Origin of the sequence: Sphingomonas baiyangensis, from assembly GCF_005144715.1 — a bacterium.
GTDB classification, from domain to species: domain Bacteria; phylum Pseudomonadota; class Alphaproteobacteria; order Sphingomonadales; family Sphingomonadaceae; genus Sphingomonas; species Sphingomonas baiyangensis.
Genome location: NZ_SWKR01000002.1, coordinates 1,819,255 through 1,832,328 on the forward strand (window position 1 = coordinate 1,819,255; position 13,074 = coordinate 1,832,328).

12 protein-coding genes and 1 pseudogene are annotated in these 13,074 nt (G+C 68.0%); 7 read left to right on the forward strand and 6 right to left on the reverse strand.

What is annotated here, in order from left to right:
* Nucleotides 1–7: 7 nt before the first annotated feature.
* The 3 genes from trhO (at nucleotide 8) to FBR43_RS12080 (ending at nucleotide 2,531) form a co-directional block, all read left to right on the forward strand.
* On the forward strand, nucleotides 8–976 hold the full coding sequence (trhO, locus tag FBR43_RS12070; RefSeq protein WP_249276570.1) for an oxygen-dependent tRNA uridine(34) hydroxylase TrhO: 969 nt from the start codon (nucleotides 8–10) through the stop codon (nucleotides 974–976).
* A 77-nt stretch (nucleotides 977–1,053) separates the two neighbouring features.
* Nucleotides 1,054–1,806 (forward strand): NUDIX hydrolase, encoded by a 753-nt coding sequence (locus FBR43_RS12075; RefSeq protein WP_136943352.1) that lies wholly within the window; start codon nucleotides 1,054–1,056, stop codon nucleotides 1,804–1,806.
* Entirely contained in the window at nucleotides 1,803–2,531 is a 729-nt protein-coding gene (locus FBR43_RS12080; protein ID WP_136943353.1) for an extensin-like domain-containing protein, read from the forward strand. Before FBR43_RS12075 ends, FBR43_RS12080 begins: the two co-directional genes overlap by 4 nt.
* A gap of 19 nt (nucleotides 2,532–2,550) precedes the next feature.
* Here the strand turns inward: FBR43_RS12080 and FBR43_RS12085 are convergent, their stop codons facing one another.
* Nucleotides 2,551–3,102 (reverse strand): hypothetical protein, encoded by a 552-nt coding sequence (locus FBR43_RS12085; RefSeq protein ID WP_136943354.1) that lies wholly within the window; start codon nucleotides 3,100–3,102, stop codon nucleotides 2,551–2,553.
* A 272-nt stretch (nucleotides 3,103–3,374) separates the two neighbouring features.
* Between FBR43_RS12085 and mutS the strand changes: the two genes are divergently transcribed.
* The 4 genes from mutS to FBR43_RS12105 all read left to right on the forward strand — a co-directional run bounded on the left by mutS (nucleotide 3,375) and on the right by FBR43_RS12105 (nucleotide 8,626).
* Nucleotides 3,375–5,957, forward strand: coding sequence for a DNA mismatch repair protein MutS (mutS, locus tag FBR43_RS12090; RefSeq protein ID WP_136944197.1), 2,583 nt, complete (start codon nucleotides 3,375–3,377; stop codon nucleotides 5,955–5,957).
* Between the two features lie 40 nt (nucleotides 5,958–5,997).
* Nucleotides 5,998–6,555 (forward strand): DUF1993 domain-containing protein, encoded by a 558-nt coding sequence (locus tag FBR43_RS12095; protein ID WP_136943355.1) that lies wholly within the window; start codon nucleotides 5,998–6,000, stop codon nucleotides 6,553–6,555.
* Nucleotides 6,556–6,604: 49 nt separating this feature from the next.
* Nucleotides 6,605–7,285 (forward strand): tRNA (guanine(46)-N(7))-methyltransferase TrmB, encoded by a 681-nt coding sequence (trmB, locus tag FBR43_RS12100; RefSeq protein ID WP_136943356.1) that lies wholly within the window; start codon nucleotides 6,605–6,607, stop codon nucleotides 7,283–7,285.
* A 129-nt stretch (nucleotides 7,286–7,414) separates the two neighbouring features.
* Nucleotides 7,415–8,626, forward strand: a complete 1,212-nt coding sequence (locus FBR43_RS12105) for a tyrosine-type recombinase/integrase (protein ID WP_136943357.1) — start codon at nucleotides 7,415–7,417, stop codon at nucleotides 8,624–8,626.
* Nucleotides 8,627–8,666: 40 nt separating this feature from the next.
* On the opposite strand, the gene cueR is transcribed toward FBR43_RS12105, so the two are convergent.
* From cueR to copC, 5 genes and pseudogenes are all read right to left on the reverse strand, one after another.
* On the reverse strand, nucleotides 8,667–9,053 hold the full coding sequence (gene cueR / locus FBR43_RS12110) for a Cu(I)-responsive transcriptional regulator (protein WP_136943358.1): 387 nt from the start codon (nucleotides 9,051–9,053) through the stop codon (nucleotides 8,667–8,669).
* Entirely contained in the window at nucleotides 9,050–11,329 is a 2,280-nt protein-coding gene (locus tag FBR43_RS12115; protein WP_449448565.1) for a heavy metal translocating P-type ATPase, read from the reverse strand. Before FBR43_RS12115 ends, cueR begins: the two co-directional genes overlap by 4 nt.
* A 123-nt stretch (nucleotides 11,330–11,452) precedes the next feature.
* Nucleotides 11,453–11,680 (reverse strand): annotated as a pseudogene (locus FBR43_RS16655) (YHS domain-containing protein); the annotation flags it as partial.
* A 48-nt stretch (nucleotides 11,681–11,728) separates the two neighbouring features.
* The gene (copD, locus tag FBR43_RS12120) at nucleotides 11,729–12,637 is read right to left on the reverse strand and encodes a copper homeostasis membrane protein CopD (protein WP_136943360.1); all 909 of its coding nucleotides are present in this window, start codon (nucleotides 12,635–12,637) and stop codon (nucleotides 11,729–11,731) included.
* 1 nt (nucleotide 12,638) lies between these two features.
* Nucleotides 12,639–13,010: a copper homeostasis periplasmic binding protein CopC gene (copC, locus tag FBR43_RS12125; protein WP_212611920.1), complete on the reverse strand. Its 372-nt coding sequence runs from the start codon at nucleotides 13,008–13,010 to the stop codon at nucleotides 12,639–12,641.
* Nucleotides 13,011–13,074 lie beyond the last annotated feature (64 nt).

Below are 13,074 nucleotides of genomic sequence, written 5' to 3' on the forward strand. Positions count from 1 at the left end.
GCCGCCGATGACCCCTGCCCCATCCGACGCCGCGCTGCCGATCACCGTCGCGGCGCTGTACCGCTTCACCCGGCTCGACGATTGCGCGGCGTTGCGTGCGCCGCTCATCGCGCTTTGCCGCGACGAAGGCGTGCGCGGCACGCTGCTGCTCGCGCCCGAGGGCATCAACGGCACGATCGCCGGCAGCGATGCGGCGATCGCACGCGTGCTGGCGCATATCCGCGCGCTGCCCGATTGTGCGGCGCTGTCGGTGCGGATGTCGCACGCCGCCACGATGCCGTTCCACCGCATGAAGGTGCGTCTCAAGCGCGAGATCGTGACGATGGGCGAGCCCGATATCGATCCGCGCGCCCGTGTCGGCACCTATGTCGACCCCGCCGACTGGAACGCGCTGATCGACGATCCCGACACGCTGCTGATCGACACGCGCAACGATTATGAAGTGTCGGTCGGCAGTTTCGCGGGCGCGATCGACCCCGGCACCGCCAGCTTCCGCGATTTTCCCCAATGGTTTCGTGACCATCGCGACGCGCTTCTGGGTGAGGATCGCCCGCGCCGCGTGGCGATGTTCTGCACCGGCGGCATCCGCTGCGAGAAGTCGACGGCGTTCCTCAAGCAGCAGGGCGTCGAGCAGGTCTATCACCTGCGCGGCGGCATATTGGGATATCTCGAAACCGTGCCCGAAGCCGACAGCCGCTGGCAGGGCGAATGCTTTGTGTTCGACCAGCGCGTGACCGTGGGCCACGGATTGGTCGAAGGCTCCCATACGCTCTGCCACGCCTGCCGCCGCCCGCTGAGCACCGCCGATCGCGCGTCGCCCTTGTACGAGGAAGGCGTGAGCTGCGCGGCCTGTCATCCCGAGCGCAGCGACGACCAGCGCGCATCCTATCGCGAGCGCCACCGGCAGGAACTTATGGCAGCGAAACGCGGCGAAGCCCATGTCGGCGCGACCTATCCCGATCCTGGTAGCGACTGACTTAGCTGGCTCCGATCGGGAGGCGATGGCGGCACGCGTGCTGGTCAAGCGCAGGCCTGCATCCTAGATCGCAGATCATGGACTTCGCCGCCGACCCCGCCATTCCCGCCGCGACGCTGGTGGTGATGCGTGCCTGCGCGGGCGGTCCACCCGAGATATTGATGGTCGAGCGCTCGCGCGCGATGGCGTTCGCGGGCGGGGCGCTGGTGTTTCCCGGCGGTCGTGTTGATCCCGCCGACCATGAGGCCGCCGCGCTGCTCGCACCCGATAGCGACGCCGACGATATCGCCGCGCGTATCGCCGCGATCCGCGAGACGATCGAGGAAGCCGGCGTCGCGATCGGCATCGAGGCGCCGCTCGATATCGAGCGGGCACGCGCGCGCCTCTATGCTGGCGAACCGCTCACCAGCGTCGTCGCGCCCGGCGCGATCCGGCTCGACAAGCTCGAACCGTTCGCGCGCTGGCTGCCGAGGCACAAACAGGCGCGGACGTTCGACACGCGCTTCTACCTCGCCGAACTGCCCGCCGATGCTCCGCCCCCTTTGGTCGACGGCAACGAGAATGTACGGCTGTTCTGGGCGACCGCGGCCGCCGTGCTGGCGATGGCGCAGGCAGGCGAGGCACGGCTCATCTTCCCGACGCGCCGCAATCTCGAGCGGCTCGCGCAGCATGCGAGCCATGCCGAGGCGGTGGCCGATGCCAGGCGCTATCCGCTGCGCGCTATCACGCCCTGGACCGAAGCGGTAAACGGCGTCGAGCATGTCTGCATCGACGACGATCTCGGCTATCCCGTCACGCGCGAACCCGTGACGAGCGCGCTGCGCGCATGAGCGAGGTACGGCGCGTCATCCAGGCGATCGTCATCGCCGCGCTGCTGCTCGCGGCGGCGTTCGCGCTCTACGCCTTCGTGCGCAGCCGCCCGCAGGACATGCCCTGGACGCCGCTTGATCTCGGCCAGCCGATCGGGCTGTTCACCGGCCGCAAGCTCGCCGGACTGACCGACGACTATGCCACCTGCCGCGCGCTCCTCGATCGCGCCGGCGTCGAATATGCCGAACTCGCGCCCGTATCGGCGGGGCAATGCGGCTATGCCGATGCGGTGCGGCTCGAACCGGGCGGCGCGCGCACCATCGGCTTCGCGCCCGACCGGCCGGGCATGGCGTGCCCTGTCGCCGCGGCGCTGGCGCTGTGGGAGTGGCAGGTGCTCCAGCCCGCCGCCGAGCGCCATTTCGGCGAACGCGTGACGCGGATCGATCATCTGGGCACCTATAGCTGCCGCCGGCTCTACGGCCGCGACACCGGCGACTTCAGCGAACATGCTACGGCCGACGCGCTCGACGTCGCGGGGTTCCGGCTGAGCGACGGTGAGGAAGTCAGCGTGCTGCGCGACTGGGATGGCACCGGCGCGAAGGCGGCGTTCCTGCGCGAGGTGCGCGACGGCGCGTGCGATCTGTATTCGACCGTGCTGTCGCCCGACTATAATGCCGCGCACCGCGACCATTTCCACGTCGACCAGGCCGAGCGCGGTGCGGCGGGGAGCCGGGCGTGCCGCTGAGGCACGCCCGTACGCAGGTTCAGTTGGGCAACGCCGTCGCGTCGACCTTCTCGACCCAAGCCGGATAGAAGCTCGGCTGGCGCGACGACCAGCCCGACGCCGTCGCCGCCGCCTCGCTGATCGATTGCAGCAACTGACGGCGCAGGTCGGGATGCAGCGTCGGCAGCGCCGCCGCCGCGCAGAAGGCTGCGGGCAGCCAAGGGCGCACCGTCGGCCCCACCAGCCGCTCGTAGAGGAAGCGATAGGCCGAGAAGCTCATCAGCCGCCCCTGCCCCAGATCGAAGGCGGTGACCGTGACCAGCGGTGCCATGAACGGCTCGACGGCATCGAGCCCGTTGTCGTCGGGCACCATCGAGCGCAGCTCGGGAAGCCGGCAATAGATGCGCGCCTGTGCCCGGATGCTTGCCGCCTCGACGACGTCGCGCGACCAGCGCGACAGCGCGTCCTCGCGATCGAGGCCGACGTCGAGCGAACGGCGGACGTAACGCTGCGTCGCGGCCGCGAACCCTGCGAATTCCTTCATCTCCGCCAGCGCCATCGGACCCTGCGCGGGTTTCATCTTCGAAGCCATATCAACTCCCCACCGCTCGATCTACACGGCTCGTCGTACCAAATCGTGGTTAACGATTTGCTGAACGCGCCATCCTCCTCCCGTTCAGCAACCGAACACGGATTTGGGTGCGTTGCAACAATGAATGCGACGAACGGAATCTGGAGCAGCAAAACGATGCCTAGCGCAGCGTTTCCGCAACATATTGAGGTTGATCCGACGCGGTTCAGCTTTGCCGGCGCTTGCTGTACGTCCCCGCGATGGCCGCCGCTTCCGATTCGACCGTTACGCCGATGATGGCGCAATATCATGCGCTCAAGGCCGAAGCCGCCGACTGCCTGCTGTTCTACCGCATGGGCGATTTCTTCGAGCTGTTCTTCGAGGACGCCAGGATCGCCGCCGCCTGTCTCGACATCGCGCTCACCGCGCGTGGCGCGCACGGCGGCGATCCGGTGCCGATGTGCGGCGTGCCGGTGCATGCAGCGACCGCCTATCTCCAGCGGCTTATCAAGGCGGGGCATCGCGTTGCCATCGCCGAACAGGTCGAAACGCCCGAGGAGGCAAAGAAACGCGGTGGGTCGAAGGCGCTGGTGGCACGCGCCATCGTCCGCGTCGTCACCGCGGGCACGCTGACCGAGGAAGCGCTGCTCGACGCGCGCGCCGCCAACTGGTGCGTCGGCATCGGCGAGGCGGGCGGCGCGGTCGCCATCGCCGCCGCCGACATCTCGACCGGCCGATTCGAGATATTCGATACCGACACCGCCGGCATGGGCGCGGTGCTGGCGCGTCTCGATCCCGCCGAGATCGTCGCCGCCGAAGGCAGCGATATCGATGCGACGGCGTGGCGCCCGCGCAGCGAGTTCGACAGCGCGGGCGGCGAGGCGCGGCTGAAGGCGCTGTTCGGCGTCGCGACGCTCGATGGCTTCGGCAATTTCAACCGCGCCGCGCTTTCCGCCGCGGGCGGCCTCGTCGCCTATCTCGACCATACCGCGCGCGGGGCGCTGCCGTTCCTGCGCCCGCCACTGCTGCACGCCGGCGACGCGACGATGGCGATCGACGCGGCGACGCGCGAAAGCCTCGAACTCACGGTCACGCAGGCCGGGCAGCGCAAGGGCAGTCTGCTCGATTGTGTCGATCGCACCGTCACCGGCGCAGGCGCGCGCACGCTGGCCGCGGACATCGCCGCGCCCCTGATGGATCGCGCGGCGATCGAGGCGCGGCTCGATCTTGTCCAACGCTTCCACGACGACGCTGCCTTGCGCGAGCGCGTTCGTTCGCGCTTGCGCGCCATGCCCGATCTGGGGCGCGCGCTCGGACGGCTTGCCGCCGGGCGCGGTGGCCCGCGCGATCTGGGGCAGCTGCGCGACGGGCTGTCGGGCGCGTGGACGCTCGGCGAGCAGCTGCGCACCCTCGCGGCGCCGCCGCCGCTGCTCGCGGAGCTGGCGCCGCGCCTGCAGGGGCATGGCGCACTCATCGACCTGCTGACGCGCGCCCTGGTGCCCGAACCGCCTGTCGATGCAGCGCAAGGCGGGTACATCGCCGAGGCCTTCGATGCCGCGCTCGACGATCTGCGCAGCACCGGCGCGGGCGGGCGGCGCGCCATCGCCGCGCTCGAGGCGCGCTATCGCGAGGCCACCGGCATCGCTGCACTCAAGATCCGCCACAATGGCGTGCTCGGCTATCATGTCGAGGTGCCGGCACGCGCTGCCGACCGGCTGATGACGGCCGACAGCGGCTTCACGCACCGCCAGACGCTGGCGGGCGTGGTGCGCTTCAACGCGCCGGACCTGCACGAGGCGGCGCTCCGCGTCACCCAGGCGAACGCGCACGCGCTGGCCGCCGAGGCGGCGCATCTCGAAGACCTGACTGCCGCCGCGCTTGAATGCCGCCACGCGATCGCCACCACCGCCGACGCGCTCGCGGGCATCGACGTCGCCGCTGCACTTGCCGAGCGCGCCGCCGAAGCCGGCTGGACGCGCCCCGCGCTTGTCGACCATGCCTGTTTCGAGGTCGAGGGCGGGCGCCATCCGGTGGTCGAGGACGCGGTCACGAAGGCCGGCGGGCGGTTCGTCGCCAATGACTGCGACCTGTCCGAAAGCTCGCGGCTGTGGCTGGTCACCGGCCCTAATATGGGCGGCAAATCGACTTTCCTGCGTCAGAACGCGCTGATCGCGGTGCTGGCGCAGGCGGGCAGCTATGTCCCCGCCGCGCGTGCGCGTGTGGGACTGGTCGATCGCCTGTTCAGCCGCGTGGGCGCGTCGGACAATCTGGCGCGCGGACGATCGACCTTCATGGTCGAGATGGTCGAAACCGCCGCGATCCTCGCGCAGGCGACGCCGCGCAGCTTCGTCATCCTCGACGAAGTGGGGCGCGGCACTTCGACCTATGACGGCCTTGCGATCGCCTGGGCAGTGGTGGAGGCGATCCACGAGGACAATCGCTGCCGCTGCCTGTTCGCCACGCATTATCACGAACTCACGCGGCTCGCCGAACGCTGCGAGGCGCTCAGCCTGCATCACGTTCGCGCGCGCGAATGGAAGGGCGATCTGGTGCTGCTGCACGAACTCGCCACCGGGCCGGCCGATCGCAGCTATGGCCTCGCGGTCGCGCGGCTTGCCGGCCTGCCCCCCGCCACGATCGCGCGCGCCAAGGCGGTGCTTGCCAAGCTCGAAGCGGGACGTGCCAAGACCGGCGGGCTCGCGGCGGGCCTCGACGATCTGCCGCTGTTCGCCGCCGCCGCGACGCAGGAGGCCGAAGCCGTCGACACGCTGCGCGAGGCACTGGGCGCGATCGACGTCGACGCGCTGTCGCCGCGCGAGGCGCTCGATGCGCTCTATCGCCTCAAGGGACTGGCCGGGACGGCGCCCGCGCGATAGGGCGTGGCACCGCGTCCGATCCGTTGTGCAAGGCTGCCGAATGTCGTTCACCACCCTGCTCGTCCCCACTTATTCGCAGATGCTTGCGGCGCTGTCGGCGTGGCTCGACAAGGCCGCGCAACCGACCGCCGCCGATGCGCTGATGGCGGCACGCCTCGCGCCCGACATGTTTCCGCTCGCCACCCAGATACGCTTCGTGTGCGTACAGGCGATCGAGGGGGTGGCGCGCCTTTCGGACCAGCCGTTGCCTGCGCTGCACGCCACCCTGCTCGGCGAAGGCCGCGCCGCCGGCGACGCGCCGGGTTCGATCGCCGACGCACAGGCCCGCATCGCCGAGACGATCGCGCTGCTGGCCGCGCTCGGCCCCGATGCGCTCGATAGCGATCCCGATCGCGCGCTGGCGCACGCGCTGCCCAACGGCATGGTGTTCGATCTCACCGCACAGCAATATGCGCGCGACTGGGCGCTGCCGCAGTTCTATTTCCACCTGATGGCCGCCTACGCGATCCTGCGTGCCGAAGGCGTGGCGCTCGGCAAGGCCGATTTCGTCCAGCACATGTTCGGCTATCTGCGCCCCGGGACGATGCCCGGCGGATGATGCCCGCACCGGCTGGACAGGCGCGCCATCGGGCGCCAAACGCGCCGCGATGAACGATCCCGCCACCATCCGCCGCCTCTATGGCCGCCGCCAGGGGCACAAGCTGCGTATCGGCCAGGAAGCCCTCGTCGCCGATCTGCTGCCCCGGCTGGCGGTGCCCGAAAGCGGCCCGCTCGACGCCACGACGCTGTTCGGCCGCGACTGTCCGCTCGAGCTCGAGATCGGCTTCGGCGCGGGCGAGCATCTGGCGGGCCAGGCAGCGGCGCGTCCCGATACCGGCTTCATCGGATGCGAGCCGTTCCTCAACGGCGTCGTCGGCGCGCTCGGCCACGTCCGCGACGGCGATCTCGACAATGTGCGCCTGCACATGGGCGACGCGCTCGAGGTGATCGAGCGGCTGCCCGACGCCAGCCTGTCGCGCATGTATCTCCTTCACCCCGATCCGTGGCGCAAGGCACGCCATGCCAAACGGCGCATGGTCAATCACGGCCCGCTCGACCTGATCGCCGCCAAGCTCGCACCCGGCGCCGAGTTCCGCCTCGGCACCGACGATCCCACCTATTGCCGCTGGGCGATGATGGTGATGAACGCGCGCCGCGATTTCGAATGGCTCGCCGCCACGCCGCACGATTTCCTGATGCGCCCCGAGGACTGGCCCGAAACGCGTTACGAGCGCAAGGCGCGGCGCCAGGGGCACGAAGTCTGGTACTTCATTTTCCGTCGTATATAACTAATACACTTAGAATTTTTGTTCAGCTAAAATCAGTAGCTTAACCCGCCGATCGCCGCCGATAGTATCCGGCGGTTTCCGATCTGGTGCTTACCCGGTGCTTATTTTTGTGGTACATAAGGTATCGCAATGGCAACCGGCAGGATCACCAAGCGGACCATCGATGCGCTCTTGGCGAACAGCGTCGCGGGCTTCCTTTGGGACGAGGATCTGAAGGGGTTCGGGGTCAAGACGACGGCACACGGGTCCGCGTCTTACGTCGTCCAGTACCGGTTGGGTGGCCGGGAGGCGAAAAGCCGGCGTTACACGATTGGGGGCCACGGGTCCCCGTGGACGCCAGCGACGGCCCGCGACGAAGCTGTCCGGATGCTGATACTAGTGGCGCAGGGCGTCGATCCTGTGGAATCCGATAAGCAGCGCCGCCGGGAAGCCGTCGATCTGGCCTTCTCCAATTATGCGGATCGCTTCGCCAGCTCTTGCAAGGGAAAGGGCTGGAAGCTGCTCGTGAAACGCTCGCTGGCGCTTCACGTCAAACCCGTCCTGCGCGACAAGCCCCTTCCGACGATCACGCGGGTCGACATAGTGGCCGTGCTCGATCGCATGCCTGAAGAGCAGGTCGGCAACCGGCGGAACGTGTTTGCGGTCATGCGGCGGCTGTTCAAATGGGCGATGAGCCGCGGCGACATCGCGTCTAGCCCCATGGAGGGGATGGAGACCCCGCCGCCTGTTAAGCCGCGCGAGCGGTGGCTGGGCGATCAGGAACTCGGCCGTGTGTGGACGCAAGCGCCTAAGACGCATCGCTGCTTCGGTCCTATCGTCCGGCTTCTGATCGCCACCGGGCAGCGGCGGGAGGAAATTGCCGGATTGGATTGGGAAGAGCTGAACCGCGACCAGCGCGAGATGCGTCTCTCCGGCAGTCGCACCAAGAATGGCGAGCCAACCATGGTCCCGCTCAACGATCTAGCGGTCAATGAGCTTGATCAAGTCGCGCGAGGCGAGACCTGGCCAAAGCGCGGCCGGGTCTTCCCCACATCGGCGGGAGCCGCATTCACCGCTTACCACAAGGGCAAGACCAAGCTCGACAAACTGATCGCCGCGGACGGCGGCGATCCAGTGGCGCCGTGGCGCCTGCACGACCTGCGCAGAACGCTGGCAACCGGCTTTCAGCGGCTGGGCGTCCGCTTCGAGGTCACGGAGGCCGTCCTCAATCATGTTGGCGCCTCACGGTCCGGAGTGGCCGCAATCTACCAGCGGCACGACTGGAAGCCGGAGAAACGAGCGGCCCTGGATGCCTGGAACGACCACATTGTAAATATATTGGGCGGCCTGGAGACCCGGTGACAAAGGGCCGCGCTCACCGCGTGTTCCTCGACATCAAGGATCAGGTGGCCAGCCGCTCGATGATCGGACATTCGGGCCGCTCGTCTCCGTGGCATCGCTTCGCTAGGTCCAGCAGCGTTGCCCGCATCTCCTCCAGCGCCTGAGCCTTGCGGCCGAGCTCCTCGGCCCGTGCGGTCGCCAATGCCTTCACGTCCGCACTCGAGCGACCTTTGTCCGCCCATAGCCCGAGCAGCGCACGAATCTCTTCGATCGGAAACCCCAGGTCGCGGGCATGAGCCACAAAGCGCAGGCGGGAAACATCCGCGTCTGAATAGTCGCGATAGCCACTGTCCCGACGCGGCGGCGCCGGGATCACGCCGATCTTCTCATAGTGCCGGATCATCCGCTGGGAGACCCCGCTCGCGTCCGAAGCCTGGCCGATATTCATAGGCGCACCGCGTTCAACCTCAGCGCGTTCGTCACCACGGCGAACGAGGAGAGAGCCATAGCTGCTCCGGCCAGCATCGGCGACAGCAGGATGCCGGCGACCGGATAGAGCACGCCCGCTGCGATCGGAACGCCAATGCCGTTGAACAGGAAGGAGAAGAGCAGGTTCTGGCGGATGTTCCGCATGGTCGCGCTGGCGAGCCGGCGCGCACGGACCATCGCGGCGAGGTCCCCCTTGGTGAGCGTCATGCCCGCACTCTCGATCGCCACATCTGTCCCGGTGCCCATGGCGATGCCCACGTCCGCGGCGGCGAGGGCAGGTGCGTCGTTGATGCCGTCGCCCGCCATCGCCACGCGCGCACCCTTCACCTTGAGCTCAGCGACGATGCGCGCCTTGTCCTCCGGCTTCAGGTCAGCCCGCACCTCATCGATGCCGCCGATCTGCCGCGCCACTGCCTCGGCAGTGCCCTGCCCGTCGCCGGTGAGCATCACGATCCGCAAACCCTCACGCTTCAGGTTCGCAATGGCTTCGGCGGCTGAAGGCTTCACAGGATCGGCCACCACCAGCATGCCGGCGGGATGGCCGTCGATCGCCACGAGCATGACACCTGCGCCCGCCGTGCGATGCCGCGTCGCAAGCGTCTCCAATGGACCTGAATCAGCACCGGCGTTCTGCATCATCGACGCATTGCCGACTGCTACCCTCCTCCCGGCTACCATCGCGGACACGCCAGCGCCCGTAATGGAGTCGAAACCTTCAGGAGAGACGAGCGCAAGGCCGCGCTCTTCCGCCGCTGCTACGATCGCATGCGCAAGCGGGTGCTCCGAACGGGATTCCACCGCGGCAACGAGCGCTAGCAGTTCATTTTCGGCAAAGCTCCCAGCCGTTTCGATGCCGACTAGCTTCGGCTTACCTTCTGTCAGAGTGCCGGTCTTATCGATCACGAGCGTATCGACCTTCTCCAGCCCCTGAAGCGCCTCGGCGTTCTTGATGAGAATGCCCGCATGCGCACCGCGCCCGGTGCCGACCATGATCGACATTGGCGTCGCGAGCCCCAGCGCACAGGGACATGCGATGATCAGGACGGCGATGGCGTTGAGAAGCGCGTGGCCGAAGCGTGGCTCCGGGCCGACCAGGTTCCACACCACGAACGTCGCCATCGCGACGGCGACAACCAGGGGCACGAACCAGCCCGAGATCCTGTCCGCCACCGCCTGGATCGGCGCCCGGCTCCGCTGTGCCTCTGCCACCATCTTGACGATGCGCGCGAGCACCGTGTCCGATCCGACCGCACGCGCGGTCATCACCAGACTACCGGTGCCGTTCACGGTGCCGCCAGTGAGCGTGGCTCCCGTCTCCTTCAGAACGGGAGCGGGTTCGCCGGTGAGCATCGACTCGTCCACCGACGACCGGCCCTCCGCGACTTCCCCGTCGACCGGGATCGCCTCGCCGGGACGAACCCGCAGGTTGTCGCCTGCGCGGACATCGGCGAGAGCAACCTCCTCTTCGCGTCCATCGGCGAGGATGCGTCGCGCAGTCTTGGGCGCGAGATTCATCAGCGCGCGGATCGCCTGCCCGGTCGCGGCGCGGGCGCGGAGCTCCAGAACCTGGCCGAGCAGCACGAGCGTGACGACGACGCCCGCCGCCTCATAGTAGACCGGGACCGTGCCGTGCATGCGGAACGTCGGCGGAAACAGGCCAGGCGCGACCGTCGCGACCAGGCTGTAGAGAAAGGCTGCGCCGACACCGATCGACACCAGCGTGAACATGTTGAGGTGGCGCGTCCGCAGCGACATCCAGCCGCGTTCAAAGAAGGGCCACCCTGCCCAGAGAACGATGGGCGCGGTCAGGGCCAGTTGCACCCATGGGTTCCAGGCGGGCGGCACGAAGTGCACGCCGATCATCTCGGCGACCATCGATATCACGAGCAGCGGGACAGTCAGCGCACCCGCGACCCAGGTACGACGAGTGAAGTCCACCAGTTCGGGATTGGGGCCATCGTCGAGGCTCGGCTCCTCCGGCTCGAGCGCCATGCCGCAGATCGGGCAGGTACCCGGGCCTTCCTGCCGAATCTCTGGATGCATCGGACAGGTCCAGATCGCGCCGGGGGAGGCCTTGGGCTCGGGTCGAGCCTTCTCCCCGGTGTAGATGCCGGGATCGGCGACGAACTTCGTGCGGCAGCCGGCCGAGCAGAAGTGGAATTCCTGACCGCCATGCTCCGCGTGGTGCGCCGTCGTCACCGGATCGACCGTCATGCCGCAGACCGGGTCGATCACCGTGCCCGCGCCGCCGGCATGGTGATTATGTTCATGGGCACCGGCTGAAGTGCCTGAATCCTTCGAACGGCTGCCGCAGCATCCGCCCGACCCGGACGTGTCCGCGGCAGGAGCGAGGTAGCGATCGGGATCGTTCAGGAACTTGGCCCGGCAGCCAGCGCTGCAGAAATGATGCTCCTCACCGAAGTGATGCGCGTGGTGCGGCGTGCTCGTCGGATCGACACGCATGCCGCAGACCAGATCGGTTACAAGGGCGCCCGTGGCTTCTCGGGTAGCGCCGCCTTCGCAGCAGCCGTGATTCCCGCCGTGTTCGTGCTGATTCGTCATCGCATTCCTCCAACGGACCATCATTTGGGGTCTGACACCATGTCAGGGTCAAGAGGCGATTTGCGGCGCGAGTCAGCCGCCGGCCGGCTCAAGTGTGCCGAGCCAGGCGACCAGCGCGAGGATCGCGACCGCGCACCCCGTCTCGACCGCGACGCTGCGGCGGAGCGCAGCCATGGCCAGCCGGTGGTCGCCATCGGCCATCGCGACCAACAGCGTAGGCGTCAGCCGAAAGCGGTTGGCGGCAGCGAGCGCGAGCATGACGACGAACAGCGCCAGCTTGGCCAAGAGCAACTGACCATAAAGCGTAAACGGAAGCTGCGGAAAAGCGGCGGGCCCCACCACGAGCAAGATGTTCGCCAGCCCGGTCACCACGGTCACTGCCACGATGATCGTCCCCATGGTCGCGAACCCATGCAGCGCACCATGGGTGAGCTCGAGATGGGCGGCGTCCACACGCTGGGCCGGGCGGGCGACGAGCAGCACGAGCGCGAACAGCGCGCCGGTCCACACTGCCGCCGCCAGCAAGTGCGCGATGTCGGCAACGAGGTGCAGCCAGCCGGCGGTCCCCTCGTTCATCGCGCCGTGCCCGCTCCAGGCGAGCGTCGCCACCGCAATCGCCAGGGCTGATGCGCATACCGGCAGTGCACCGGACGCGCGTCCAATCAGGAACGCAGCCCCTGTCGCGAGGACCAGTGCAGCCATCCGCATGGTCCATGCCGCTCCGACAGAGGTGCCGGAGAGCACCATCTGCAGCGTATCGACATCGACTTCGGCCACAGACAGTCCGAGCATGCCGGCAGCGAGGAGGAGAAGGCCGCACACCGACAGCAGCAATCCGAGCAGGCCCAGCACGGCAATCCATGTGCGGACCGTTAGCCCGGCGACTGCGCGTGAATTGGCGAGCGCGAAGACAGCAAGGCCGGTCGCCAGCATCAGGTCCAGATAAAGCGCGAACCGGATGCCGATCCCCGCCGAGTCCATGTCAGGCCACCTTGAAGGCGTAGCCGCCCTTCACGCGGTGCGTGTCCGACGAGACCACATGCCAGTCGAGCCGGTAGGTGCCTTTGGCTAAGGGCTTGGCGAAGGCGACGACCATCGTCTTGCCGTCAGCGGCAATCTTGACCGTGGCGGTCACCTTCATCGGCGGATGCGACGCCATGCCGGGCATGCCGGTCATCGTCACGTCGGCCCCGGAGAACTTAGGCAGCAGCCTTTCGGAGAAGTTCAGCTGCACCTTCACAGGCGGAGATACGGTGGCGTTCGGGCCGGGCGTGGCTGAGACGAGCTTCGGGTGAGCCAACGCCGGCGACGCGACGAGCGCGGTGGCTGCCGCGGCGATCAGGAACTTCCCCATATGCATTCGGATACTCCATCGGCCGCACCATGCGGCTGTTCCGGAGATACGCACCGCTGCAGGG

Excerpts from the sequence above, each read along its gene's own strand:
- cueR (WP_136943358.1), bottom strand. The coding sequence starts at position 9,053 with ATGAATATCGGCCAGGCTTCGGACGCGAGCGGGGTCTCCCAGCGGATG.
- FBR43_RS12085 (WP_136943354.1), bottom strand. The coding sequence starts at position 3,102 with ATGGCTTCGAAGATGAAACCCGCGCAGGGTCCGATGGCGCTGGCGGAG.
- FBR43_RS12095 (WP_136943355.1), top strand. The coding sequence starts at position 5,998 with ATGTCGTTCACCACCCTGCTCGTCCCCACTTATTCGCAGATGCTTGCG.
- FBR43_RS12075 (WP_136943352.1), top strand. The coding sequence starts at position 1,054 with ATGGACTTCGCCGCCGACCCCGCCATTCCCGCCGCGACGCTGGTGGTG.
- FBR43_RS12105 (WP_136943357.1), top strand. The coding sequence starts at position 7,415 with ATGGCAACCGGCAGGATCACCAAGCGGACCATCGATGCGCTCTTGGCG.
- trmB (WP_136943356.1), top strand. The coding sequence starts at position 6,605 with ATGAACGATCCCGCCACCATCCGCCGCCTCTATGGCCGCCGCCAGGGG.
- trhO (WP_249276570.1), top strand. The coding sequence starts at position 8 with ATGACCCCTGCCCCATCCGACGCCGCGCTGCCGATCACCGTCGCGGCG.
- copD (WP_136943360.1), bottom strand. The coding sequence starts at position 12,637 with ATGGACTCGGCGGGGATCGGCATCCGGTTCGCGCTTTATCTGGACCTG.
- mutS (WP_136944197.1), top strand. The coding sequence starts at position 3,375 with ATGATGGCGCAATATCATGCGCTCAAGGCCGAAGCCGCCGACTGCCTG.
- copC (WP_212611920.1), bottom strand. The coding sequence starts at position 13,010 with ATGGGGAAGTTCCTGATCGCCGCGGCAGCCACCGCGCTCGTCGCGTCG.
- FBR43_RS12080 (WP_136943353.1), top strand. The coding sequence starts at position 1,803 with ATGAGCGAGGTACGGCGCGTCATCCAGGCGATCGTCATCGCCGCGCTG.